The organism is Pseudomonas sp. SCPG-7 (assembly GCF_002156405.1).
GTDB classification, from domain to species: domain Bacteria; phylum Pseudomonadota; class Gammaproteobacteria; order Pseudomonadales; family Pseudomonadaceae; genus Aquipseudomonas; species Aquipseudomonas parakoreensis.
The window spans coordinates 107,454-128,308 of record NZ_MVOO01000005.1 but is presented as its reverse complement, the minus strand read 5'-3'; the positions used below and the strand labels follow the sequence as shown (position 1 = coordinate 128,308).

General features: G+C 61.5%; 17 protein-coding genes and 1 pseudogene. 8 read left to right on the top strand and 10 right to left on the bottom strand.

Annotation, left to right across the window (positions count from 1 at the left end; translation table 11 throughout):
* Nucleotides 1-116 precede the first annotated feature (116 nt).
* The 4 genes from hcnC to B1722_RS12055 all read right to left on the bottom strand — a co-directional run bounded on the left by hcnC (nt 117) and on the right by B1722_RS12055 (nt 4,230).
* The gene (hcnC, locus tag B1722_RS12070; protein WP_086792649.1) at nt 117-1,376 is read right to left on the bottom strand and encodes a cyanide-forming glycine dehydrogenase subunit HcnC; all 1,260 of its coding nucleotides are present in this window, start codon (nt 1,374-1,376) and stop codon (nt 117-119) included.
* On the bottom strand, nt 1,369-2,778 hold the full coding sequence (hcnB, locus tag B1722_RS12065) for a cyanide-forming glycine dehydrogenase subunit HcnB (RefSeq protein ID WP_086792647.1): 1,410 nt from the start codon (nt 2,776-2,778) through the stop codon (nt 1,369-1,371). The genes hcnC and hcnB overlap by 8 nt, the downstream gene beginning before the upstream one ends.
* Nucleotides 2,775-3,089 (bottom strand): (2Fe-2S)-binding protein, encoded by a 315-nt coding sequence (locus B1722_RS12060; RefSeq protein WP_041073555.1) that lies wholly within the window; start codon nt 3,087-3,089, stop codon nt 2,775-2,777. The genes hcnB and B1722_RS12060 overlap by 4 nt, the downstream gene beginning before the upstream one ends.
* A 250-nt stretch (nt 3,090-3,339) precedes the next feature.
* Nucleotides 3,340-4,230 carry a LysR family transcriptional regulator gene (locus B1722_RS12055; RefSeq protein ID WP_041073375.1) on the bottom strand — a complete coding sequence of 297 codons (891 nt, stop codon included), beginning with the start codon at nt 4,228-4,230 and terminating at the stop codon, nt 3,340-3,342.
* Nucleotides 4,231-4,363: 133 nt separating this feature from the next.
* Between B1722_RS12055 and B1722_RS12050 the strand changes: the two genes are divergently transcribed.
* On the top strand, nt 4,364-6,010 hold the full coding sequence (locus B1722_RS12050; protein WP_086792645.1) for a GMC family oxidoreductase: 1,647 nt from the start codon (nt 4,364-4,366) through the stop codon (nt 6,008-6,010).
* Nucleotides 6,011-6,166: 156 nt separating this feature from the next.
* Nucleotides 6,167-7,789 (top strand): annotated as a pseudogene (locus tag B1722_RS12045) (MFS transporter).
* Nucleotides 7,790-7,973: 184 nt separating this feature from the next.
* Here B1722_RS12045 and B1722_RS12040 read toward each other — a convergent pair.
* Together B1722_RS12040 and B1722_RS12035 are read right to left on the bottom strand one after the other, a co-directional pair.
* Nucleotides 7,974-8,342 (bottom strand): DUF427 domain-containing protein, encoded by a 369-nt coding sequence (locus tag B1722_RS12040; RefSeq protein WP_041073381.1) that lies wholly within the window; start codon nt 8,340-8,342, stop codon nt 7,974-7,976.
* Between the two features lie 228 nt (nt 8,343-8,570).
* Nucleotides 8,571-9,977: a serralysin family metalloprotease gene (locus tag B1722_RS12035; RefSeq protein WP_086792643.1), complete on the bottom strand. Its 1,407-nt coding sequence runs from the start codon at nt 9,975-9,977 to the stop codon at nt 8,571-8,573.
* A gap of 279 nt (nt 9,978-10,256) precedes the next feature.
* On the opposite strand from B1722_RS12035, the gene B1722_RS12030 reads away from it, so the two are divergent.
* From B1722_RS12030 to B1722_RS12020, 3 genes are all read left to right on the top strand, one after another.
* Nucleotides 10,257-12,188 carry a DNA topoisomerase III gene (locus B1722_RS12030; RefSeq protein WP_086792641.1) on the top strand — a complete coding sequence of 644 codons (1,932 nt, stop codon included), beginning with the start codon at nt 10,257-10,259 and terminating at the stop codon, nt 12,186-12,188.
* A 172-nt stretch (nt 12,189-12,360) separates the two neighbouring features.
* Complete coding sequence (locus B1722_RS12025; RefSeq protein ID WP_041073387.1) at nt 12,361-12,864, top strand: GNAT family N-acetyltransferase; 504 nt, start codon at nt 12,361-12,363, stop codon at nt 12,862-12,864.
* A 511-nt stretch (nt 12,865-13,375) separates the two neighbouring features.
* Complete coding sequence (locus B1722_RS12020; RefSeq protein WP_041073389.1) at nt 13,376-13,705, top strand: hypothetical protein; 330 nt, start codon at nt 13,376-13,378, stop codon at nt 13,703-13,705.
* Between the two features lie 73 nt (nt 13,706-13,778).
* Here the strand turns inward: B1722_RS12020 and cynR are convergent, their stop codons facing one another.
* Nucleotides 13,779-14,663: a transcriptional regulator CynR gene (gene cynR / locus B1722_RS12015; protein ID WP_041073391.1), complete on the bottom strand. Its 885-nt coding sequence runs from the start codon at nt 14,661-14,663 to the stop codon at nt 13,779-13,781.
* A gap of 120 nt (nt 14,664-14,783) precedes the next feature.
* Between cynR and cynS the strand changes: the two genes are divergently transcribed.
* From cynS to B1722_RS12000, 3 genes are all read left to right on the top strand, one after another.
* Nucleotides 14,784-15,251 carry a cyanase gene (cynS, locus tag B1722_RS12010; protein WP_041073392.1) on the top strand — a complete coding sequence of 156 codons (468 nt, stop codon included), beginning with the start codon at nt 14,784-14,786 and terminating at the stop codon, nt 15,249-15,251.
* Nucleotides 15,252-15,333: 82 nt separating this feature from the next.
* Nucleotides 15,334-15,570, top strand: a complete 237-nt coding sequence (locus B1722_RS12005) for a DUF2790 domain-containing protein (protein WP_041073394.1) — start codon at nt 15,334-15,336, stop codon at nt 15,568-15,570.
* A 12-nt stretch (nt 15,571-15,582) separates the two neighbouring features.
* Nucleotides 15,583-16,242, top strand: a complete 660-nt coding sequence (locus tag B1722_RS12000; RefSeq protein WP_041073397.1) for a carbonic anhydrase — start codon at nt 15,583-15,585, stop codon at nt 16,240-16,242.
* A gap of 128 nt (nt 16,243-16,370) precedes the next feature.
* Here B1722_RS12000 and B1722_RS11990 read toward each other — a convergent pair whose 3' ends face one another.
* The 3 genes from B1722_RS11990 to B1722_RS11980 form a co-directional block, all read right to left on the bottom strand.
* On the bottom strand, nt 16,371-17,873 hold the full coding sequence (locus B1722_RS11990; protein ID WP_041073399.1) for an aldehyde dehydrogenase family protein: 1,503 nt from the start codon (nt 17,871-17,873) through the stop codon (nt 16,371-16,373).
* Nucleotides 17,874-18,073: 200 nt separating this feature from the next.
* Entirely contained in the window at nt 18,074-18,982 is a 909-nt protein-coding gene (gene glsB / locus B1722_RS11985) for a glutaminase B (protein ID WP_027611723.1), read from the bottom strand.
* A 176-nt stretch (nt 18,983-19,158) separates the two neighbouring features.
* The gene (locus B1722_RS11980; protein ID WP_041073401.1) at nt 19,159-20,775 is read right to left on the bottom strand and encodes a murein L,D-transpeptidase; all 1,617 of its coding nucleotides are present in this window, start codon (nt 20,773-20,775) and stop codon (nt 19,159-19,161) included.
* Nucleotides 20,776-20,855 lie beyond the last annotated feature (80 nt).

The window sequence follows — 20,855 nt, the reverse complement described above, 5'->3', positions numbered from 1 at the left end:
CCAAACTTCAGGCCGACAGCACTGACGCCTTCGCGGGCAAGCCCGCTCCCACAGGTTTAGTGAACGACCGAAAACCCTGTAGCAGCTGCCGCAGGCTGCTCCTACAGGGTATTGGATCAGGCCAGCTCTAACTCCAGCGCTTGCTTGACCGGTGCCACCTCAAACCGATCTGCCAGGAACGGTGTGATATCCAGCGGCAGCGCTTCCTGGTTGACCAGTTTGTCGAGCAGCACCCCGGTAATCGCCGAGGTCAGGATGCCGGTGCGGAAGTGTCCGCAGGCATTCAGATACCCCTCCACCCCACGCATCGGCCCGAGGATCGGCAGTTCATCCGGCGAGCCCGGACGCAATCCGGCCCAGGTGCGCTTGAGGTTGACGTCCTTGAGTTCCGGCAGGCAGCGCACCGCGCCCTGCACCAGTCCGGCGATTTCCGGGTAGGTGGTGGTGACGTCGAAGCCTTTGTCTTCGGTGGTGCTGCCGATCAGGATCTCGCCGTTGTCCTTCTGCGCCACATAGCAGTCGCTGGTAGTCAGGCAACCGTTGAGGATTTTCGGCATGCGTTCGGTCAGCAGGATCTGGCCCTTGACCGGCTTCACCGGAATCCGCACACCGGTGGCCCACTCGCTCAAATCCGCCGCCCAGGCGCCGCCGGCGTTGATCAGGGTTTTGCAGTGGAACACGCCCTCTTCGGCCGTCTGCACGCCGGTCACGCGGCTGCCGTGGTGCAACACGCCAGTGACGTTGGTATTGACGAAGATGTCGACGCCGTTCTGCCGCGCACCTTCCATGTAGGCATCGGCGAGACGGAACGGGCTGACCTGGTGGTCGCAGAGAAATTCCAGTGCCCCACGAGCCTCATGGCTGACGCTCGGCTCGGCTTCGCGCAATGCAGCCTGATCGAGCCAGCGCACCTGATCGGCCAGATGCGGAATGCAGCTGACAATGTGCTCGGCGTAGAGCCGGTCTTCGTCGTCATATATGACGAACTTCAGCCCGGTCTTTTCGAACTTGAAATCCATCCCGTGCTTGTCCTTCAGCTCGCGATGCAACGCCGGGTAAAGCGCGTTGGACTGCAGGGCGAAATCGAAGAACGACTCCGGCAGGATATGCGGCGTGCTGGCGTCCACCGCCACGGCCGCGCCCTGGGTTTCGCGTTTGCGGTTGGCCGACATCATCCGGAAGAAAATCACCCCGCAGCCCAGTCCCACCGACTCGCCGATGGCCCACAAGCCGCCGGCCGAAGCGCGGGTTGCGTTGCCCGGGCGTTTGGCGTCGATCAACGCCACCTTGAGGTTCTCGCGCTTGGACAATTGATAGGCGCAGGACGCCCCGATCACGCCGCCGCCGGCAATGATCACGTCATAGAACTTACTCATGGGAAACGGCCTCCGTGCCGCCGGACTGGAACGCGGAAAAAGGAATCGGATCGATCGGGAAACGCGGGCGCAACCAGCCAACGTCCTTGCGCCCGGTCGCCTGGCGCAGGCGATCGCTGCAGTAGCCGACGCACATCCGGCCCTGACAATCGCCCATGCTGACGCGGGTGCGCATCTTCAGGCTGGCGATGTCCTGCACGCCTTGCTCCAGCGCCAGATCAATGTCCGCGCGGGTCGCATGTTCACAGCGGCAGATCACCGTATCGGCAGCCGGCAAAGCGGTCTGGCCGACACCGCGTTCGGTGTAGCGGTCGACAGCCGCACGAAAGCGCACGATGGATTTGAGTTTGCCCAAATAACGGTCGCGGCGTACCCGTGCCAGATCCTCTTCGATAATCCCGCGTTGCAGCAGGATCGAGGTGGCAGCGATTCTGCCGGCGAGCATCGCCGCTTCACCGCCGCGAATGCCGCCCATGTCACCGGCCAGGTGCACATGCGGCTCGTTGCTTTGTTGCCAGCTGTTGGCATTGGCGCGCAGGTAACCGTCGTCGCTGAAACCGTGGTCGAGGCCCATCTGCTGACTGAGCTGGGTGCGCGGGATAAAACCGTAACCGACCGCCAGGGTCTGCGCTTCGAAGCGCTCGATGCGTGTCAGGTCCGGCTCCCAGGCGGCCGAGTACGGTGCCACGCTGACGCTCTTCAGCTCGCCGTCGCCGTGAGCTTCGACCACGCCCCAGCCGTAGTTCATCGGGATGCCGTGCAGTTTCAGGTAAGCGAGCATGCTCAAACCATCGAGGAACAGCTGCGGCTTGTTCAGCAACGCCAGGCTTTCGCGGGCGATCTTGCCGAAGGCGCAGGCTTCGTACACGCCCGCGACCTTGACGCCGGACGCGTGCAGCTGCGTTGCCACCAGCGGCAGCAACGGCCCGGTACCGGCGATGACCACCGGTCCCTGCGGCTTGACCACGCCACTTTTGATTTGCAGTTGCAGGCCGCCGAGCATGATCACGCCCGGCAGGGTCCAGCCGGGAAACGGCACGCTGCGTTCGTGACAACCGGCGGCCAGCAGCAATTGCGGATAATCGATCTCATGCAGTTGCTCATCGCCATCCAGCACCACCAGGGCACGGGTGCCTTCGGCGCCGACCACGCGGTGATTCAGGCGCACGTCAATCAGCCCGGCCTGTTGCTGAAAATCACCGTGCAGTTTGCTCAGGGCTTCGGAATAACGTGGCCCGAGGTAATCCAGTTGCACGCCGTCACGCAACGGCCCGCGATAGACCACCCCACCGAGGCGCGAAGCCTCTTCGAGCAAGGTACAGCGCACGCCATGGCGCGCCAGTTCGATGGCCGCCGCCATCCCCGCCGGACCACCGCCGACGATCACCGGTTGCAGGCTCATACAACCTCCTGCTCGTTGATGCGGTTGACCTGGGTTTCAATCCGCATACCGTCGCGCACCACCGTCTGGCAGGCTCGGCGCTTGTGCCGACCGTTGATTTTCACCAGGCAGCACTGGCACACGCCCATGCCGCAATAGGCGCCGCTGATCTGGTCATGATCGTTACGTGCGACCTGGCGCACACCGAGGGACTGGATAACGCTGAGGACCGTTTCACCGATGGCCGCGCTAACCGGTTGGCCGTTGATGTGGACAGTCATATCCGCCTGGGTCAGGGGCTGGATATCAAAGGTGCGTTCGAGGCAGTGCATTACGATGTTCATCCGTGAAAAGTTTCAGGGGGAGTTCTACGTCAGCTCCTTGCTGCACTCTGCCTGGCGACCCGTTGTGATTGTTGGTGGGGGCTGCCGGGCTACTCCATCAGCGCAGCAAATCGCGCACCGGAGCACTGTAGTCGATACCGCAACAAGGGCCTGGATCTTTTAAGTTAGGTGATATTTCAAGGGGAAATATTGATCCAGATCGGTGAAATCTCGAGCCGGGTGAAAAACCCTTGAGGTGTCAGTGTTTACCGCTGAGCAGCCCCTGCTCCGCCTCGCACAGCCCCACCACATAATCCCAGACCACCCGCAGCCGCACCGATTTGTGCAGCTCGCGCCGGGTGCTGATCCAGTAACTGCGCTCAATACGCTCCTCCGGCAGCAACAGCCGCAGATCCGGATCCGACGCCGCCATATAGCAGGGCAACACAGCAATCCCCAGGCCCGAGCGCGCCGCCTCCTGCTGGGCGATCACGCTGGTGCTGTGGAATACAACGCGCGGGCTGCGGCAGAAACTGTTGAGAAACATCAGCTCCTGGCTGAACAGCAGATCATCCACATAGCCGATCCACGCATGCCGGGCGAGGTCTTCGCGACTCTGTAGCGGCGGTGCCTTGTCGAGGTAGGCCTGACTGGCGTAGAGCGCCAACCGATAGTCCGTGAGCTTGCGCGTGACCAGCATGTCGGCAGCCGGGCGTTCGAGGTGGATGCTGATTTCCGCCTCGCGGTTGAGGATGCTGACGAACCGCGGCACGGCCACCAGCTCCACCTCCAGGCCGGGATAGCGTTCGAACAGGCCGATCATTCGACTGGCGAGAAATTTGATACCCAGCCCTTCCGTGACGCCGACGCGGATCTTGCCCAGCGGCGCGGTGGATTGGGTGATCTCTTCCTGGGCCAATAGCGCGACGTTTTCCATGGCCTCGGCGTGCTTGAGCAGCGCCTCCCCCGCCGGGGTCATTTCGTAGCCTTGGGCATGCTGGACGAACAGTGCGGTGCCGAGGCTCCGTTCGATGGCCTCGATGTGCCTGGCGACGGTGGCGTGAGTGGTGTTCAGGCGTCGGGCGGCCGTGAGCAGGCGGCCGCTGCGTTGCAACTCCAGAAAAAACCGCAGGTCGTTCCAGTCGAACATGGGGTGTCCTTGTCAGCCAGGGTCAAGCCAGGCTGTTCGAAAACGCACAGCGGCTGGGTAAAAACTAACATTCTTTTAACGAAAGCTAACAACTAGAGTGTCCGACAATAAAAACAAAAAGCGAGGTCAGGGAATGCAGACTTCCCTTGAAGAATACGACTACATCGTGGTCGGTGCCGGACCTGCCGGCTGCCTGCTGGCCAATCGATTGTCGGCAGACAAGCAGCAGCGGGTGTTGCTGCTCGAAGCCGGCGGACGCGACAACTATGCGTGGATTCACATCCCGGTTGGCTATCTGTTCTGCATTGGCAACCCACGCACCGACTGGTGCTTCAAGACCGAAGCCCAACCCGGCCTGCAGGGTCGCAGCCTGAGTTACCCGCGCGGCAAAGTGCTCGGTGGCTGCTCCTCCATCAACGGCATGATCTACATGCGCGGCCAGGCCGGCGACTATGACGGCTGGGCGGCCGAGGGCAATCCGGGCTGGGCCTGGAACGACGTGCTGCCACTGTTCAAACAGAGCGAAAACCACTTTGCCGGCGCCGCTGAATTTCACGGTGCCACGGGTGAATGGCGGGTTGAGCAACAGCGGTTGTCATGGCCGATTCTCGACGCGTTTCGCAGCGCCGCGCAGCAGAGCGGCATCGCCAGCATCGACGACTTCAACCAGGGCGACAACGAGGGTTGCGGCTACTTTCAGGTCAACCAGAAGGCCGGGGTGCGCTGGAACGCGGCGAAAGCATTTCTCAAACCGATTCGCGAGCGGGCCAATCTGACGGTGCTGACCGGGGTTGAAGTGGATCGGGTGCTGCTGGAAAACGGCCGTGCTTGCAAAGTCAGCGCGCGTCACGAAGGCCAGGTGAAAAGCTTCAAGGCGCGCAAGGAAATCATCCTCTGCGCCGGTGCCGTCGGTTCCCCGAGCATTCTGCAGCGCTCCGGAATCGGCCCGCGGCCGTTGCTGGAACACCTCGGCATCGGCGTGATTCATGAGCTGCCGGGGGTTGGCGGCAACCTGCAGGATCACCTGCAATTGCGCCTGATCTACAAACTGCAAAACGCCCGCACGTTGAATCAGATCGCCGGCAGCCTGTGGGGCAAGATGGGCATGGGCCTGCGTTATCTGTATGACCGCAGCGGGCCGCTGTCGATGGCGACGAGTCAGTTGGGCGCGTTTGCCCGATCAGGGCCGGAGCAGACTTCAGCAAACCTTGAATACCACGTGCAACCGCTGTCGCTGGAGCGCTTTGGCGAGCCGCTGCACAGCTTCCCGGCGTTCACCGCGTCGGTCTGTGATCTGCGTCCGCAGAGCCGTGGGCGGATCGACATCCGTTCGACGAATCCTCAGGACGCGCCGCTGATTCAACCGAACTACCTCAGCCATCCGGAAGATTTGCGCGTGGCCGCCGATGCGATCCGCCTCACCCGCCGCATCGTCAGCGCCCCGGCCCTGCAAGCGTTCAAACCGGTGGAGTATCTGCCCGGCGACAGCCTGCAAAGCGAGGCGCAACTGCACGAAGCGGCGGCGCGAATCGGCACGACGATTTTCCACCCGGTCGGCACCTGCCGCATGGGCAATGACGCTGACGCGGTGGTCGATGCGCAACTGCGCGTGCATGGCGTGCCCAGCCTGCGCATCGCCGACGCCTCGATCATGCCGCGCATCACCTCGGGCAATACCTGTTCGCCTACGCTGATGATTGCCGAGAAGGCGGCGCAGATGATCCTCAACCCACCGATCAGGACCTGCACACCCACCCCCGAACTGGCCCAAATCCTGTAGGAGCTGCCGCAGGCTGCGATCCTGGCTTTTTCAGATCAGGAACAAGATCAAAAGATCGCAGCCTGCGGCAGCTCCTACAGGGGACCGTGTAATTCGTTCAAGGCAGCGCGCAACACCAGTGGAACAACAAAAACAATCACTGTGAGGGATACCGATATGTCAGAACACGCTCAGCCGCTGGATGCCGCGAGCGGCGCCAGCACCAGCAATGCCACACAGAAAGTCATCTTCGCCTCGTCGCTGGGGACGGTGTTCGAGTGGTATGACTTCTTCCTCTACGGCGCCCTGGCGGCGGTGATCAGCAAACAGTTCTTCGCCGGCGTCAACGACACCACCGCGTTCATCTTCGCGCTGATGGCCTTCGCCGCCGGGTTTATCGTGCGGCCGTTCGGGGCGCTGGTGTTCGGTCGGTTGGGGGACATGATCGGGCGCAAATACACCTTCCTCGCGACCATCGTCCTGATGGGCATCGCCACGTTCTGCGTCGGTCTGCTGCCGAACTACGCCAGCATCGGCATCGCCGCGCCGATCATTCTGGTGGTGCTGCGCATGCTCCAGGGCCTGGCGCTGGGCGGTGAATACGGCGGCGCCGCGACCTACGTGGCGGAACACGCGCCCATCGGCAAGCGCGGTTTCCACACCAGCTGGATTCAATCCACCGCGACCCTCGGCCTGCTGCTGTCGCTGCTGGTGGTGCTCGGTTGCCGGTACTTCACCGGTGACCAGTTTGAAGTCTGGGGCTGGCGCATTCCGTTTCTGCTGTCGATCGTGCTGCTGGGCATTTCCACCTGGATCCGCCTGAGCCTGCACGAGTCGCCGGCCTACCTGAAAATGAAAGAGCAAGGCAAAGCCTCGAAAGCGCCGATCCGCGAATCCTTCGGCCAATGGGAGAACCTCAAGGTCGTGCTGATCGCGCTGTTCAGCATCAACGCCGGGCAAGCGGTGACCTTTTACGCCGCGCAGTTCTACGTGCTGTTTTTCCTCACCCAGTTTCTGAAAATGGATCCGGCCGTTGCCAACAGCCTGCTGATCATCAGCGTGGTGATCGGTGCGCCGTTCTTCATCATTTTCGGCTAGCTGTCGGACAAGGTCGGACGCAAACCGGTGTTGATGCTCGGTTTGCTGCTGGCGACGGCGCTGTACTTTCCGATTTTCAAATCCCTCGCCCACTACGCCAATCCGGCAATCGATCAGGCCAGCCGTCAGGCGCCGATCACTGTACTGGCGGACCCAGCAACCTGCACCTTTCAGTTCGACCCGGTGGGCAAGGCCAAATTCGACAGCCCGTGCGACAAGGTCAAGACCTTCCTGGTCAAGCAAGGCCTGCCCTATACCAGCGCCGCAGCGCCGGCCGGCAGCGGCGTGCAGGTGAGCATCGGCGACGTGAGGATCGACGGCTATGACGAATCGGCCCTGCGCGGCGCCGTCACCCTCGCCGGTTACCCGCAACAGGCCGACCTGCAGCAGATCAACAAACCGATGATCGTGGCACTGATTGTCGCGCTGATCATCATCTCGGCCATGTGCTACGGCCCGCTGGCCGCGCTGATGGTCGAGCTGTTCCCGACGCGCATCCGCTACACCTCGATGTCCCTGCCGTATCACATCGGCAACGGCTGGTTCGGCGGTTTCCTGCCAACGGTGTCGTTCGCGCTGGTGGTGTACACCGGGGATATTTTTTATGGGCTGTGGTACCCGGTGCTGATTACCGGGGTGAGCCTGGTGGTGGGGATGATTTGTCTGCGGGAGACGAAGAATATCGATCTCGATAAGAACTGATTCCAGATCAAGTGAGCTTACCTGTGGCGAGGGAGCTTGCTCCCGCTCGACCGCGAAGCAGTCGCAAAACCTGTAACCGTGGTGTACCTGATGCACTGTAATTGCAGGGTTTAGGGTCGCTTCGCAACCCAGCGGGAGCAAGCTCCCTCGCCACAGGTGATTTACTCGGTGACAGATTTACGTGTCAGGCATCCGCCTTGATCACCTCAAACTTCACCTGATCCGGATAAAACGCCACGTAGTCACGAATCGGCGCGACCGAGACTTTCGGATTTTCGTAAGTCCACACCGCATTCGCCGCCTCATGCCCCGGTATTTGCAAGCTGAAGTAATTGGCGTCGCCCTTGTACGGGCAATAACTGGTGTGGTCGGTGCGGGCGAAGTATTTTTCGTCGATGTCCTCGCGGGGCACGTAGTACACCGGCGGGTAGTTGGCCTCATGGAGGACCAGCACATGCGAGGACGCCGCGACCTGGATGCCGTGGAATTTCACCAGCAGGCAACCGGGGAGTTCTTCGAGGGTGATGACGGGGTTGAGGCCGGTGGTGCTCATGGGGGTTTCTCCAGGGACAAATGAACTGTGGCGAGGGAGCTTGTCGAATCGTCGCACCGTCCCGCTGGGCTGCGTAGCAGCCCTAAATCCAGGAATCGCGTGTGTCAGGTATAACGCGATTTCCGAGTTTGCGACGGCTTCGCCGCCGAGCGGGACGGTGCGACGATTCGACAAGCTCCCTCGCCACAGGACGATAGTTGCCCTGAATCGGTGTCAGTCAGGATCAGCTCAAACCACGATATCCGTCGCCAGCGCCTGCCCCACCACACCTACGGCAAAGTCCACCTCCCCCTGCCCCGTCAGATCGATCAGCAGCCCGGTCTGACCACTCTGTGCGTAATAAGTCAGGATTGCATCGCCCGCATGGCCGGTGAAACCGCTGACGAAGTTCAGCGTGGCCGCGCCCGTGGCGAAACCGGCGATGCCCGAGAGGTCGATCTTGTCCACGCCGCTTTTGAAATCCATGATCCAGTCCGGCTGGTTGTTGGTCGAGTCACTGGCCGCACCGAACACGAAGGTGTCCGCCCCCTCGCCGCCCCACAGCACATCCGCGCCGCCACCGCCATAAAGGATGTCGTTGCCGGCTCCGCCGAACAGATGGTTGACGGCCGAGTTACCGATCAGCAGGTCATTGCCGGAACCGCCAACGGCGTTTTCCACGGTCACGCCATAGGCGATCGACACGTTACCGACCAGCCCGCCGACATCGGAGAACGAACCTTCATTGAGGTTGATTTTCTGGTTCTGGGTGAAGCCGGAGAAGTTCAGCGTGTCATCGCCGCCACCGTCCCACACCGAGAACACCAGCTTCGACGACGCCGAGTTGGCGCTGTAGTAATCGCGCCCGGTATTGGAGCCGAAACCGTAGGTGGTGTTATCGGCGCGAGTCTCATAGTTGGCGCCGTAGAGTTTTTGCACGGCGACGATATCGTCCAGCAGCGGTGCCGAGGCGTAGGCGCCGCTGCCGTCCTTGCTGAAGTTCTGGTCGGTGTTGGCTTCGCTCCAGTAGCTCATCAGGCTGTAGCCACGGGTGTCTTCGGCGTATTTGGCGTCGTTGTAGGTCGGGTTGCCGTTGCCGGCGTTATAGGCGCCCGGGTGCGACAGGCCGAGGGTATGGCCGATTTCGTGGGTCAGGGTCTGACGCCCGTAGTTGTTGGTGTCCGGGGTCTTGTTGACCTGATACTGGTTGTTGATCAGGTACCACGACTGGCCATCGTAGCTGCCACCGCTCGGCAGGTAAGCGAACGCCGCACCGCCAGTGCTGACGTCGTAGTTGCCGAAGGTCATGTGGCCGTCGCCGCATTTACCCTCGGTGAAGGTCACCTTGGCCACGTCGGCCCAGGATTGCATCGACAGCACGGCCTGGGCCTTTTGTTGAGCGCTGAACTGGCTGAAATTGCCGAGGTTGGGGTTGTAGTTCGCCGGTTTCTCGGTCAGGAAGGTGTAGGTCAGGGAGATTTTGCCGTCGCCGTTCTTGTCGTGCCACGACAGGTTTTTGCGCAGGATTTCGTCAGCCGCCTGGTCGGCAGTGAACGACGGTTTGCCGTTCACCAGGCCGACGCCACGGTCGTACAGGTGGCTGAAGGTGTTCACTTCGTCATAGGCGCTGCTGGATTTTGCTTTGGCTTGAGCCATGGTGGGACTTCCTTGTTTCAGAGTAGTCAGTGCGTTCGGACGTTGGCGATCATCTGGCGGGATCGTCCTGTCTCTCGCGTTTCTTGAAGGCCCGACGAACCTGCCATGCCCGGCAAGCGCGGCACCATTCGATTTCTCGATAGTGGTGCGCGACGTCCCGGTAATACCGGTCATTCCCGGCAACGTTTTGATCTGTATATCCATACAGATAAAAGTTGCCCCCGACGCCAACTGCGGCCATCCTGTGCACCTCCAGTGAACTGATTGACGACGGTGGTTATGCGGCTGTACCTCTGTGAAAAACCTTCCCAGGCCAAAGACATTGCGGCCGTGCTCGGCGCCAGGCGTCGCGGCGACGGCTGCTGGCTGGGAACGGACGTCACAGTGACCTGGTGCATCGGCCATCTGCTGGAAACCGCACCGCCGGATGCCTACGACGCGCGCTACAAACGCTGGGTACTGGCGGATCTGCCGATCATCCCGGACAAGTGGAAAATGACCGTCAAGCCGCGCACTGCCAGCCAGTACAAGGCGGTCAAGCGCCTGCTCAGCGAGGCCAGCGAACTGATCATCGCCACCGACGCCGACCGTGAGGGCGAGATGATTGCCCGGGAACTGGTCGAGCACTGCCGCTATCGCGGGCCGATCCGGCGCTTGTGGCTGTCGGCGCTGGATGAAGCGTCGATTCGCAAGGCCCTGGCCGCGCTGAAGCCGGGGGCGGAAACCTTCAGCCTGTATCACTCGGCGCTGGGGCGCTCGCGGGCGGACTGGCTGATCGGCATGAACATGAGCCGCCTGTTCACCTTATTGGGCCGGCAGTCCGGCTATCAGGGCGTGCTGCCGGTCGGTCGGGTACAAACGCCGACGTTGCGACTGGTGGTGGATCGCGACCGCAGCATCGCCGATTTCGTCCCGGTGCCGTATTGGGCGATCGATGTGCAACTGCTGCACGACGGCACGCGGTTCACTGCGCAATGGCGTGCGCCCAACGACGTTTGCGACGATCAGGATCGCTGTCTGAATCAGGCACTGGCGCAACAAGCGGCGGCGGCAATCAGCAATGCCGCCACTGCGCGGGTGATGAAGCTGCGCACCGAACGCATGCGCGAAGTAGCGCCGCTGCCTTTCGATCTGGGCACCCTGCAGGAAGTCTGCTCGAAGAAACTCGGTCTCGGCGCCCAGGAAACCCTCGACATCGCCCAGGCCCTCTACGAAACCTACAAGGTCATCACCTACCCGCGCAGCGATTGCGGCTTTCTGCCGCTGAGCCAGCACAGCGAAGCACCGGGGATACTTGCGGCACTCCGTCAGGCCGACCCGAGCCTTGACGCGCTGAACGGTCACCTCGACCCGCAGCGCCGCTCCCGAGCGTGGAACGACGCCAAGGTCAGCGCCCACCACGGCATCATCCCCACGGCTGCGGCGAAAAATCTCGAACGCCTGAGCAGCAAACACCGGGCGGTCTATACCCTGATTCGCGCGCGTTATCTGGCGCAATTTCTGCCCAACCACGAATACGATCGCACCCAGGCCGATTTCGATTGCGCCGGTGAAGCATTGCGCGCGGTCGGCAAGCAGATCATCGAACCGGGCTGGAAACGTGCCCTGCCTGAAGCCCTCGCCCCGGCCAAGGGCCGTGAAGCGCCAGCCCCGCAAACCCTGCCGGCGCTAAGCCAGGGTATCGATTGCGCCGTGGCCGGCGTGAACCTCAAGGATCTGTGGACCCAGCCGCCCAAGCCCTACACCGAGGGTGATCTGATCAAGGCGATGAAGAACGTCGCCAGACTGGTGGAAGATCCGCTGCTCAAACAGAAACTCAAGGACACCACCGGCATCGGTACCGAAGCGACCCGCGCTTCGATCATTCAGGGTCTGCTGGATCGAGGTTATCTGGTGAAGAACGGCAAGGCGCTGGCCGCGACCCCGGCGGCCTTCAGCCTTATCGACGCCGTGCCCCGGGCGATTGCCGATCCCGGCACCACCGCCATCTGGGAACAGGCGCTGGACATGGTGCAGAGCGGCGAGATGAGCCTGGAAGAGTTCGTCACCAAACAGGCGGCGTGGATGAGCAAGCAGGTCACCCGCTGTTCGGCCCTGAACCTGACCATCAGCGGCCCGCCACCGGCCGGCAAGGCTGCCGCGCCGTGGAAGAAAAAGCGTAAATCGACGCGCAGTAAAACTTCTGGCACCACACAACGCAAAACAAAATAGGCTTTTGTGGCGAGGGAGCTTGCTCCCGCCCGGCTGCGCAGCAGTCGCAATCCTGCAACTATGGTCTATCTGAAACATCGCGATTGCAGGTTTTAGGGCCGCTTCGCGCCCCAGCGGGAGCAAGCTCCCTCGCCACAGGGTTCTTAAGTCTCCCTTTTGGAGTTCATTGACCATGCCCACCATCGAACTGCACCCCGCCCACCGCGACGAACTGCAAACCATCGAAAACCTCATGCAGTTCTACATGTACGACTTCAGCCAATGGCTACCACTGAAACTCGGCGGACATGGCTTCTTCAGTATTCAGCAGAAAGACGACTATTGGCGCAATCCCGCTACCCAACCGTTCCTGATCCGCGTCGGCGGTGAACTGGCCGGCTTCGTGACCGTGGATAACGACACCCACATCGACGGCGCCGAACACAACATCGGCTACTTCTTCCTCACTCGACGCTTCCGTGGCCAAGGCGTCGCGCAGTTTGTCGTCTCTGCCCTCTTGAGCCGTTTGCCCGGTCAGTGGCAGATTTTCCATATCGACGCCAACCTGCCTGCACGGCACTTCTGGGCCAGGTTGATCCCCAAATTGAGCGGTGGTGAGTTCGTCCGCCAGCAGCGTTCGGTCGACGGTTATCCCTGTACCTTCTACTTCTTTCACAGCCCCGCGTCCGTTGCCTGAACGGAACTTTTCTCATTCCAAAACAGCTTTGTCCGACAATATGTAGTGATCAAAAATAATCACTACAAAACCGTTGACGGCGTCGTTTTGCTTTTGCATGATGAAGACGTTCCCCGATCGGGAACATCGGTAACACGCTTGAGCAAACTCGTCTGACCGCCGAGTTGTTTTTTCCGGATACACGCTGCCCACAAGGCAGATTGAAGAAGCTGACCTGGCCTGAACGTCCAGTACAAGGACGAGAAGCGCTGGCGAAAATTCTCAAGACGCTTGTGGTCGACCCTGAAAACGTCGTCAAGGAGCCTCCCGGTTTTCGCTGCTTCTCCTCGTTGTGACGCTATTGCGTAGCAGTTATTCAACACGACTACATGCAACAGACGCATGACCCCGTACTTCTCACGGGCGACCGCTGACGTCCTGGTTTCGGTGCCAGGGATCAACTAACCGATGGGCTACCTGTATTAGCGAATCAACTTTGAAAGATCACCAGACTGGTCAAGGGGCAAACATCATGAATCTGAACAATCAACCTACTATCGAAGAACTGGCTCGTATGTTCGCGGCGCAAAAAGACAGCCACGACAGCCACATTCTCTGGATCAGCAAGTCGGGTCAGGTGCATATCGACTGCCTGTCGCCCCACGCTGGTGAAGAAGAATTCGACCGCAGCAACCAGAACCTGCTGGCCCGCCTGAAGATGTACCGCCGTGGCCACGGTTATGTCGGCAAAAAAGCTGCGGCCGATAAAGACTTCATCGGCAATGTGCTGCAGACGCTGAAACAGGCGTGGGATTCGATGCAGAACAAAAATGAAGTTCGGGTGATTGACCGGTTTTGCTGAGTTATAACTTCAATAAATAAAAAGGGCCTGCTTCCAAAAGAAGCAGGCCCTTTTTATTGCTCCCTGAAACTGCCTAAAGGGGGATATTGAGTTCCAGCACCAGATTCATGAACGCCACTGCCGCCGCACTGTGGTAATTATTGCGCCGCCGCAACAACGTCGCTCCACGCTGCGGCGCTTCATGCTCGACGCTCAAGCGACGCAACGCGCGGTCTTCAGTCGCAATCGCCTCGGGCAACATCGTCGCCATCGACGCATGTCGCACCACCTCCAGCAACGTGCTCACCGAGTTCACTTCGATGTGCACCTGCGGCGTGATCCCCAACTGACGAAAATATTCATCGATTGATAACCGGGTAATGAAGTCAGGTGCCAGCAAGGCGAAATCCAGCTGTGCAAGGTCACTCGACGTCAGTACCCCGCTGCTGTCGTACAGCGGATGTTCACGCCCGACCATGACCCCCAGGGTTTCGGTAAACGCCGGAATGCACTCGAGATCGGGGTGGCGCACCGGGGTAAAGGCAATCGCGATGTCCAGCGAATCATCCGCCAGTCCCGCTTCGATATCGTCCATCGACAGCTCGAAAATCTGCAGATGGATACCCGGGTAGCGCGCCGCGAAATCACGCACCAACGGCCCGACCAGATACGCCATGAAGGTCGGGGTCATGGCCAGGCGCAGGTTGCCACGGGACAGATCCTTCACGTCATGCAACGCCCGCTTGCCCGCCTCCAGCTCCACCAGCACCCGCCGCGCGCACTCAATGTAAGCCTCGCCGGCATCGGTGGCCTTGACCGTGCGCGAAGTGCGATCGAACAGGGCCACCCCCAGAGTTTCCTCAAGTTGGCGGATCTGTTGCGACAAGGTCGGCTGCGACACGTGCAACGCCTCCGCCGCCCGGGTGAATCCGCCGTGGTCGGCCACGGCCAGCAGATAACGCAAATGTCGCAACAGCATCGGGCTCACCATCTATAGGCAGGACTTATGCGAAGCATTGTATATCGGTCTTGGACGCTATGGATCAACCGGCAGAAGATGGCTCCCACACAGCAAGCCAACCTTGAAAGGAGTGACACCATGCAACAGTCCCACGCTTACAACGATGCCAGCCTGGCCCTGACCACCCGCATTCTCGACATCAAGGCCCGCAAAAATCTGTCGTGGCAGGATCTGGCTGACGACACCGGCCTGAGCCTGGCCTACGTCACTGCGGCCCTGCTCGGCCAGCACCCTTTGCCGCAAGACGCCGCGCAAGTGGTCGGCGCCAAGCTTGAACTGGACGCCGACGCCGTTGCCGCCCTGCAAATCATCCCGTTGCGCGGCAGCCTCAGCGGCGTGCCGACCGACCCGACCATCTACCGCTTCCACGAGATGATCCAGATCTACGGCACCACCCTCAAAGCCCTGGTCCACGAGCAGTTCGGCGACGGCATCATCAGCGCCATCAACTTCAAGCTCGACATCAAGAAAGTCGAAGACCCGGAAGGCGGCTCCCGCGCCGTGGTCACCCTCGACGGCAAGTTCCTGCCGCTGCGTCCGTTCTGATCCACCCGGCCCGCACCAGAGGTGCGGGCCCATCCAAATCTCAATTGCCAAGTCGTCACCCCAACTACCTGGAGGCTGCCCCATGCACAAAATTCTGTTGACCCTGGCCCTGCTCGCCGGCCTCGCCGCCCAGGCCCAGGCTGATGAAGAGGCCATTGCCTACCGCTACGGCATGGCGCTGGATATTGCTGAAGTCATGAGCATCACCCCGGTCGCCGACGTCTGCGGCGTTGTACCGGTCGAGATGACCTACCTCGACAGCCACGGCGCAAAACACATTCTTCAATACAGCGAATTCGGCACCGGCTGTTCGAACTGAGAGGACAACACCATGAAAAACCTGATCGAAGGCTTCCTGAAGTTCCAGAACGAGGCGTTTCCGCAACGCACCGAACTGTTCAAACACTTGGCGACCACTCAACAACCCGGGACCTTGTTCATCACCTGTTCCGATAGCCGGGTGGTGCCGGAGCTGCTGACTCAGCAAGAACCCGGTGAACTGTTCGTGATCCGCAACGCAGGCAATATCGTGCCGTCCTACAGCCCGCATCCGGGCGGGGTTTCGGCAACGGTGGAATACGCGGTGGCGGTGCTTGGGGTGACTGACATCGTGATCTGCGGCCACTCCGATTGCGGCGCGATGACCGCGATTGCCCAGTGCAAATGCATGGATCATCTGCCCGCCGTCAGCGGCTGGCTGCAACATGCCGAGTCGGCGAAAGTGGTGAACGAGGCACGACCGCACGCCAATGACGCGGCGAAATTGAGTGCGATGGTGCGGGAAAATGTGATCGCGCAACTGGCGAACATTCAGACCCACCCGAGCGTGCGCCTGGCCCAGGAGAAAGGCCTGCTGAACCTGCATGGCTGGGTCTATGACATCGAGACCGGGTCAATCGATGCGCTGGCGGCGGATCGCCGTACGTTTGTACCGCTGGCTGAGCAACCGGCGACGTGTGCGGTGCTGGCAAAGACCAGCGCAGCCGCCTGAAGGAGAACAGTGCAACCCTGTGGCGAGGGAGCTTGCTCCCGCTGGGGCGCGCAGCGGCCCTCGCTTATTTGGGTCCGCTGCGCAGACCAGCGGGAGCAAGCTCCTTCGCCACAGGTTTGGTGTTCAGATCAGCGTTTTACGCTGAGGTCGATCTGAGTCATACGGCTACGAACCGTAAACACCCCATCCCCCGAAAGAATCGCACTGCGCGCAAACAGGCGCCCGCTCTCCCAGTTCGAAAGCCCCAGCTCCGGCTTGTTCAACGCGTACTGCCCATCGACCCAACGGGTAATCCCGTTACCCACAAACGGCGCGTTCACCGCGTTGTAGAAACGCTCCTGGGCCGCCGCATCCTCGCTGATCAGCGACACCGTGAATTGCGGGCTGTAGCGGTTGAACAGCGCGATCGCCTGATCCAGATCATCGACGATCATCAGACTGACTTCCGGGGTTTCTTCCCATTCCCACTCGCGACCCAAATCGGACTCCGCCAGCGCTTCGGCCAAGGCCTCGGTCTGATAACCCTCGGCGCGATAGACCTCGACCGTTGTGTTCTGCCACTCGGCCGGCAGGTAGCTTTCACTGCCCGCGACGATGTGCAGTTTGCAGCCCTGCCCACGTGCGTTACCGGCCTGCTTCAGCGCATCGAGGAACAACGGCAGCAGTTCGGCGACACGGTCGCGTTGAATCAGGCAAACGTTCAGCGTGTTGCAGACCTTGCGATCCAGCGAGTTGCGCACCACGGCGGCGAAGCGTGTGGCATCGGCATCACGATCGGCAATCAGCCATGCGCCGCCAGTGCCATGCAGGCTGACCGCCGTGCCCGCCTGCTGGGCGATGCTGCCCAATTGGCTGACGGCACGCCCCGAACCCCGGGCCACCGCCAGCGACAGACGCCGGTCGGCGAACATCGCCCAACCGGCGGCGTGATTGACGCTTTCCACCAGCGACACCGCCCCCGCCGGCAGACCGGCATCGGCCAGCGCCGGGTTCAGCGCGTGAGTGACGATCGCTTGCGCGGTGCCCAATGCATCGCTGCCGATGCGCAGCACCGCGGTGTTGCCGGTGCGCAGTACGCCGGCGGCATCGGCGAACACGTTCGGCCGTCCTTCAAACACGAATGCCACAATGCCCAGCGGCGACACCACTTGTTCGACTTTCCAGCCGTCGTGTTCGACGCTGCTGATGACCTTGCCGCGCGTGGCCGGCGCATCACGCCAGGCGCGCAGACCGGCGATCATGTCACGGCGCATGCGCTCGTCGGCGAGCAGCCGGGTGGTGGAGCGACCACGGGCCTTGGCGCGTTCGATGTCGGCCAGGTTCGCCGCTTCGATCAGGCTCCAGCATTCCGGGGTTTCCAGACGTTGGGCGAACAGATCGAAGAAACGACTGATGGCTTGGTCGGTCACCGCCGACAAGGCAGTGAAAGCCGCTTCAGCGCGTTCGATGGCCACCGCAGCGGCCTGTTGATCGACCACCGGAATCAGCAACAGCTCGCCACTCACCTGCTCGACCAAAAGGTGGTCACCGGGCTGAAACCGCGCCGCCAGTTCGGGGCTGACCAAGGTCACGCGGTTACCAGCGAAAGGGATCGGCGTGCCGGCGACTAGACGTTCGAGCGCAAGAGACATGAAGCGGATTCACCATATGAGGGGCGGCCGGAAAATGTAGCGGATTCTGCGCTGAAACACACCTTCTACAAACACCAGCAAACCTGTGGGAGCTGGCTTGCCAGCGATGAGGCCGGCAAGCCCGGCATTGACGTTGCTGAACCACCGCTATCGCTGGCAAGCCAGCTCCCACAAAGTCTTGCAGTGTTTGAAAGATTGGGTCAGAACACCGACCAGCCAATCCGCGAGCTGAGCATCTCCAGCGCCGCCATCCCCGCCAGCGAGTTGCCGGCAGCGTTGAGTTCCGGCGACCACACGCACACGCTGAATTGCCCCGGCACCACCGCGACAATCCCGCCGCCGACCCCGCTCTTGCCCGGCAGGCCGACGCGATAGGCGAAATTGCCGGCCTCGTCGTACAAACCGCTGGTGGCCATGATCGAGTTGACCTGCTGAGTCTGGCGACGGGTGAGGATCTGTTCGCCGCTGTGTTTGCAGAACCCGTCGTTGGCGAGGAAGCAGAACGCCCGCGCCAGGTCGATACAGTTCATGCGCAACGCGCAGTGGCTGAAGTAGCTGCGCAATACCGCTTCGACGTCGTTGTGGAAGTTGCCGAACGATTGCATCAGGTACGCCATGGCCGCGTTGCGGGCGCGGTGCTGGTATTCGGATTCGGCGACCTTGCCGTCGACGATCACCTGTGGATTGCCCGACAGGCGCCGCACGAAGTCACGCATCGACAGGGCCGGCGCGGCGAATCGCGACTGGTTGATGTCGCAGATCACCAGCGCCCCGGCGTTGATGAACGGATTGCGCGGACGCCCGCGCTCGAACTCCAGCTGCACCAGCGAGTTGAACGGCTGGCCGGACGGCTCGTGTCCCAGACGCTCCCAAATCGCCTCGCCGGAATGCTCGATGGCCTGCACCAGGCTGAACACCTTGGAAATACTCTGCACCGAGAACGGCGTCTCGGCATCGCCGGCGCAATACATTTCGCCGTCGTTGCCGTACACGGCGATGCCCAGTTGATTGGCCGGCACAGTGCCGAGGGCGGGAATGTAGTCAGCCACTTTGCCCTGCCCGATCAGGGGCCGGACAGCGTCAAGAATCTCGTTCAACAGCGCTTGCATGCCGGGTTCCGAAGTCTCGCCCCATGGGATTGCGGGGACACTGGGGCTAGACGCTGCGCAAGCTTGCGGAATCACACAAACCCTGTAGGAGCTGCCGAAGGCTGCGATCTTTTGACCTTGCCTTTCAAAATCAAGATTAAAAGATCGCAGCCTGCGGCAGCTCCTACGGAGATCGGTCAGTGTGCGCCGTCGAGGCCGGCGAGCAGCGCACTGTCGCGGCTGTAGATATCCGGCGCATAACGCACTTGCCCATCCTTGCCGACCTGCGCCGTCCAGTAGGTCATCAGGATCGGCACCGGGGCCGACAGGCGGAATTCGTGGGTGCTGCCGGTGGCGAGCAACGTGTCGGTACGCGTACGTTCCGCCGGGGTCAACAGCAGGTCACGCAGTTGCATCGGGTGCTCGACCCGCACACAGCCCGAGCTGAAGGCGCGCGGGCCTTTGTCGAACAGGGCCTTGCTCGGCGTATCGTGCAGGTACACGGCGAACGGATTGGGGAAGCGGATCACCAGTTGCCCCAGCGGATTCCGTGGCCCGGCCTCCTGGCGCAGCATGATGTTGCCGGGGTTGTCCCAGTCGATATCCGCCGCGGCCAACGGCTGGCCATGGGCGTCGAGGACTTGCAGGTTCTGCCGGCTGAGGAAGGTCTGATCCTTGCGGATCGCCGGCAGTTTGTCTTCTTTCCAGATGGTCGGCGGCACGGTCCAGGTCGGGTTCAGGGTCAGGCGCGTAACCCGGGATTTGAGCAGCGGGGTCTGACGTTCGGCACGACCGACCTGAGTGCGGGTCTGCCAGACCGGCACACCGCCCTGATACAGGGTCAATTCGGCGGCGGCGACGTTGACCAGCAAACCGTCGGGCTCCATGTCCTGCGCCAGCCAGCGGAAACGCTCGAGGTTGACCCGCAACTGCTCGCGGCGCGTCAGCGGACTGATGTTGAGTTCGGCAATCGTTCCCGGCCCGACCACCCCGTCGGCCTGCAACGAATGGTTGGCCTGAAAGCTCTTCACCGCTTCCACCAGCACGCCTTCATAGGCATTGCCGGGCGTGCCGGTGACGTGAGTCAGATAGCCTTCGTTGAACAGGCGCTGGGCCAGTTCCGGCACGCGTTTGTCCTCCATCGCCGGGCGCAGCAGCGGGCCGTTGCCCACCGACTGCCAGTGCGGCAAGGCCTGCAGCCGTTGGCTGGCGTAGAGATGACGCAGGCTTTGATACTGCGCCAGACGCGGACGCGCCAGATCGAACGCGGCTTTGATGTCGTGCAGGCCGGGTACGGCGATCGACAGCAATTCAGCCTGACGATCACGCGGGGTGTCATCGGCATGCCACAGCGGCTCGAAATGCGACTGCAACAGACGCCCGAAATGCAGGTCTTGCAGCGCTTGCAGATAAAAGCGGCTGATGTCGATATCGGCGCACAACTCGCCGTCCTGCGGCGGATTGACGGCCACCGGATAGCGCTTGGGATTGAGGCCATCGTCGGCCAACAGCTGCAACTGCGCGCGCAACGCTGGCAAACGCCCGGACTCACTGGCCCACACCGGCAGCCAGTCCTGCTGCTGGTAGAACGTTTGCAGTTGCGCCAGCGCCGGACCACTCAACTGTGCGGCAATCGCCGGGCATGCCTGAGGCAAACCGATCAGCACCGATTGCAGCGGACTTTGTGGTTCGACCGGCATTTGCGCCGGCGGCGTCGGCAGGGTCTGCAACGGCGGCAAGGGTTCATCGGCACAAGCGACAAACGGCGCAGCGAGCAAACAAATGCTCAAGTAGCATGCGTACTTTTTGAACAACTGCTTTACTCCAATCCGTGGCCGTCTCATTGACGGTCAACCTTACATCAGGTGCGCTGAACAGTCAGGCCCGAAACAGG

What these genes read in the sequence shown, in the direction of transcription:
- B1722_RS12050 (WP_086792645.1), top strand. Translation starts at nt 4,364, where the DNA reads ATGCAGACTTCCCTTGAAGAATACGACTACATCGTGGTCGGTGCCGGA.
- B1722_RS12030 (WP_086792641.1), top strand. Translation starts at nt 10,257, where the DNA reads ATGCGGCTGTACCTCTGTGAAAAACCTTCCCAGGCCAAAGACATTGCG.
- B1722_RS12040 (WP_041073381.1), bottom strand. Translation starts at nt 8,342, where the DNA reads ATGAGCACCACCGGCCTCAACCCCGTCATCACCCTCGAAGAACTCCCC.
- B1722_RS12000 (WP_041073397.1), top strand. Translation starts at nt 15,583, where the DNA reads ATGAAAAACCTGATCGAAGGCTTCCTGAAGTTCCAGAACGAGGCGTTT.
- cynS (WP_041073392.1), top strand. Translation starts at nt 14,784, where the DNA reads ATGCAACAGTCCCACGCTTACAACGATGCCAGCCTGGCCCTGACCACC.
- B1722_RS12025 (WP_041073387.1), top strand. Translation starts at nt 12,361, where the DNA reads ATGCCCACCATCGAACTGCACCCCGCCCACCGCGACGAACTGCAAACC.
- hcnC (WP_086792649.1), bottom strand. Translation starts at nt 1,376, where the DNA reads ATGAGTAAGTTCTATGACGTGATCATTGCCGGCGGCGGCGTGATCGGG.
- B1722_RS12060 (WP_041073555.1), bottom strand. Translation starts at nt 3,089, where the DNA reads ATGCACTGCCTCGAACGCACCTTTGATATCCAGCCCCTGACCCAGGCG.
- B1722_RS12055 (WP_041073375.1), bottom strand. Translation starts at nt 4,230, where the DNA reads ATGTTCGACTGGAACGACCTGCGGTTTTTTCTGGAGTTGCAACGCAGC.
- B1722_RS12035 (WP_086792643.1), bottom strand. Translation starts at nt 9,977, where the DNA reads ATGGCTCAAGCCAAAGCAAAATCCAGCAGCGCCTATGACGAAGTGAAC.
- cynR (WP_041073391.1), bottom strand. Translation starts at nt 14,663, where the DNA reads ATGCTGTTGCGACATTTGCGTTATCTGCTGGCCGTGGCCGACCACGGC.
- B1722_RS12005 (WP_041073394.1), top strand. Translation starts at nt 15,334, where the DNA reads ATGCACAAAATTCTGTTGACCCTGGCCCTGCTCGCCGGCCTCGCCGCC.
- hcnB (WP_086792647.1), bottom strand. Translation starts at nt 2,778, where the DNA reads ATGAGCCTGCAACCGGTGATCGTCGGCGGTGGTCCGGCGGGGATGGCG.
- glsB (WP_027611723.1), bottom strand. Translation starts at nt 18,982, where the DNA reads ATGCAAGCGCTGTTGAACGAGATTCTTGACGCTGTCCGGCCCCTGATC.
- B1722_RS11990 (WP_041073399.1), bottom strand. Translation starts at nt 17,873, where the DNA reads ATGTCTCTTGCGCTCGAACGTCTAGTCGCCGGCACGCCGATCCCTTTC.
- B1722_RS12020 (WP_041073389.1), top strand. Translation starts at nt 13,376, where the DNA reads ATGAATCTGAACAATCAACCTACTATCGAAGAACTGGCTCGTATGTTC.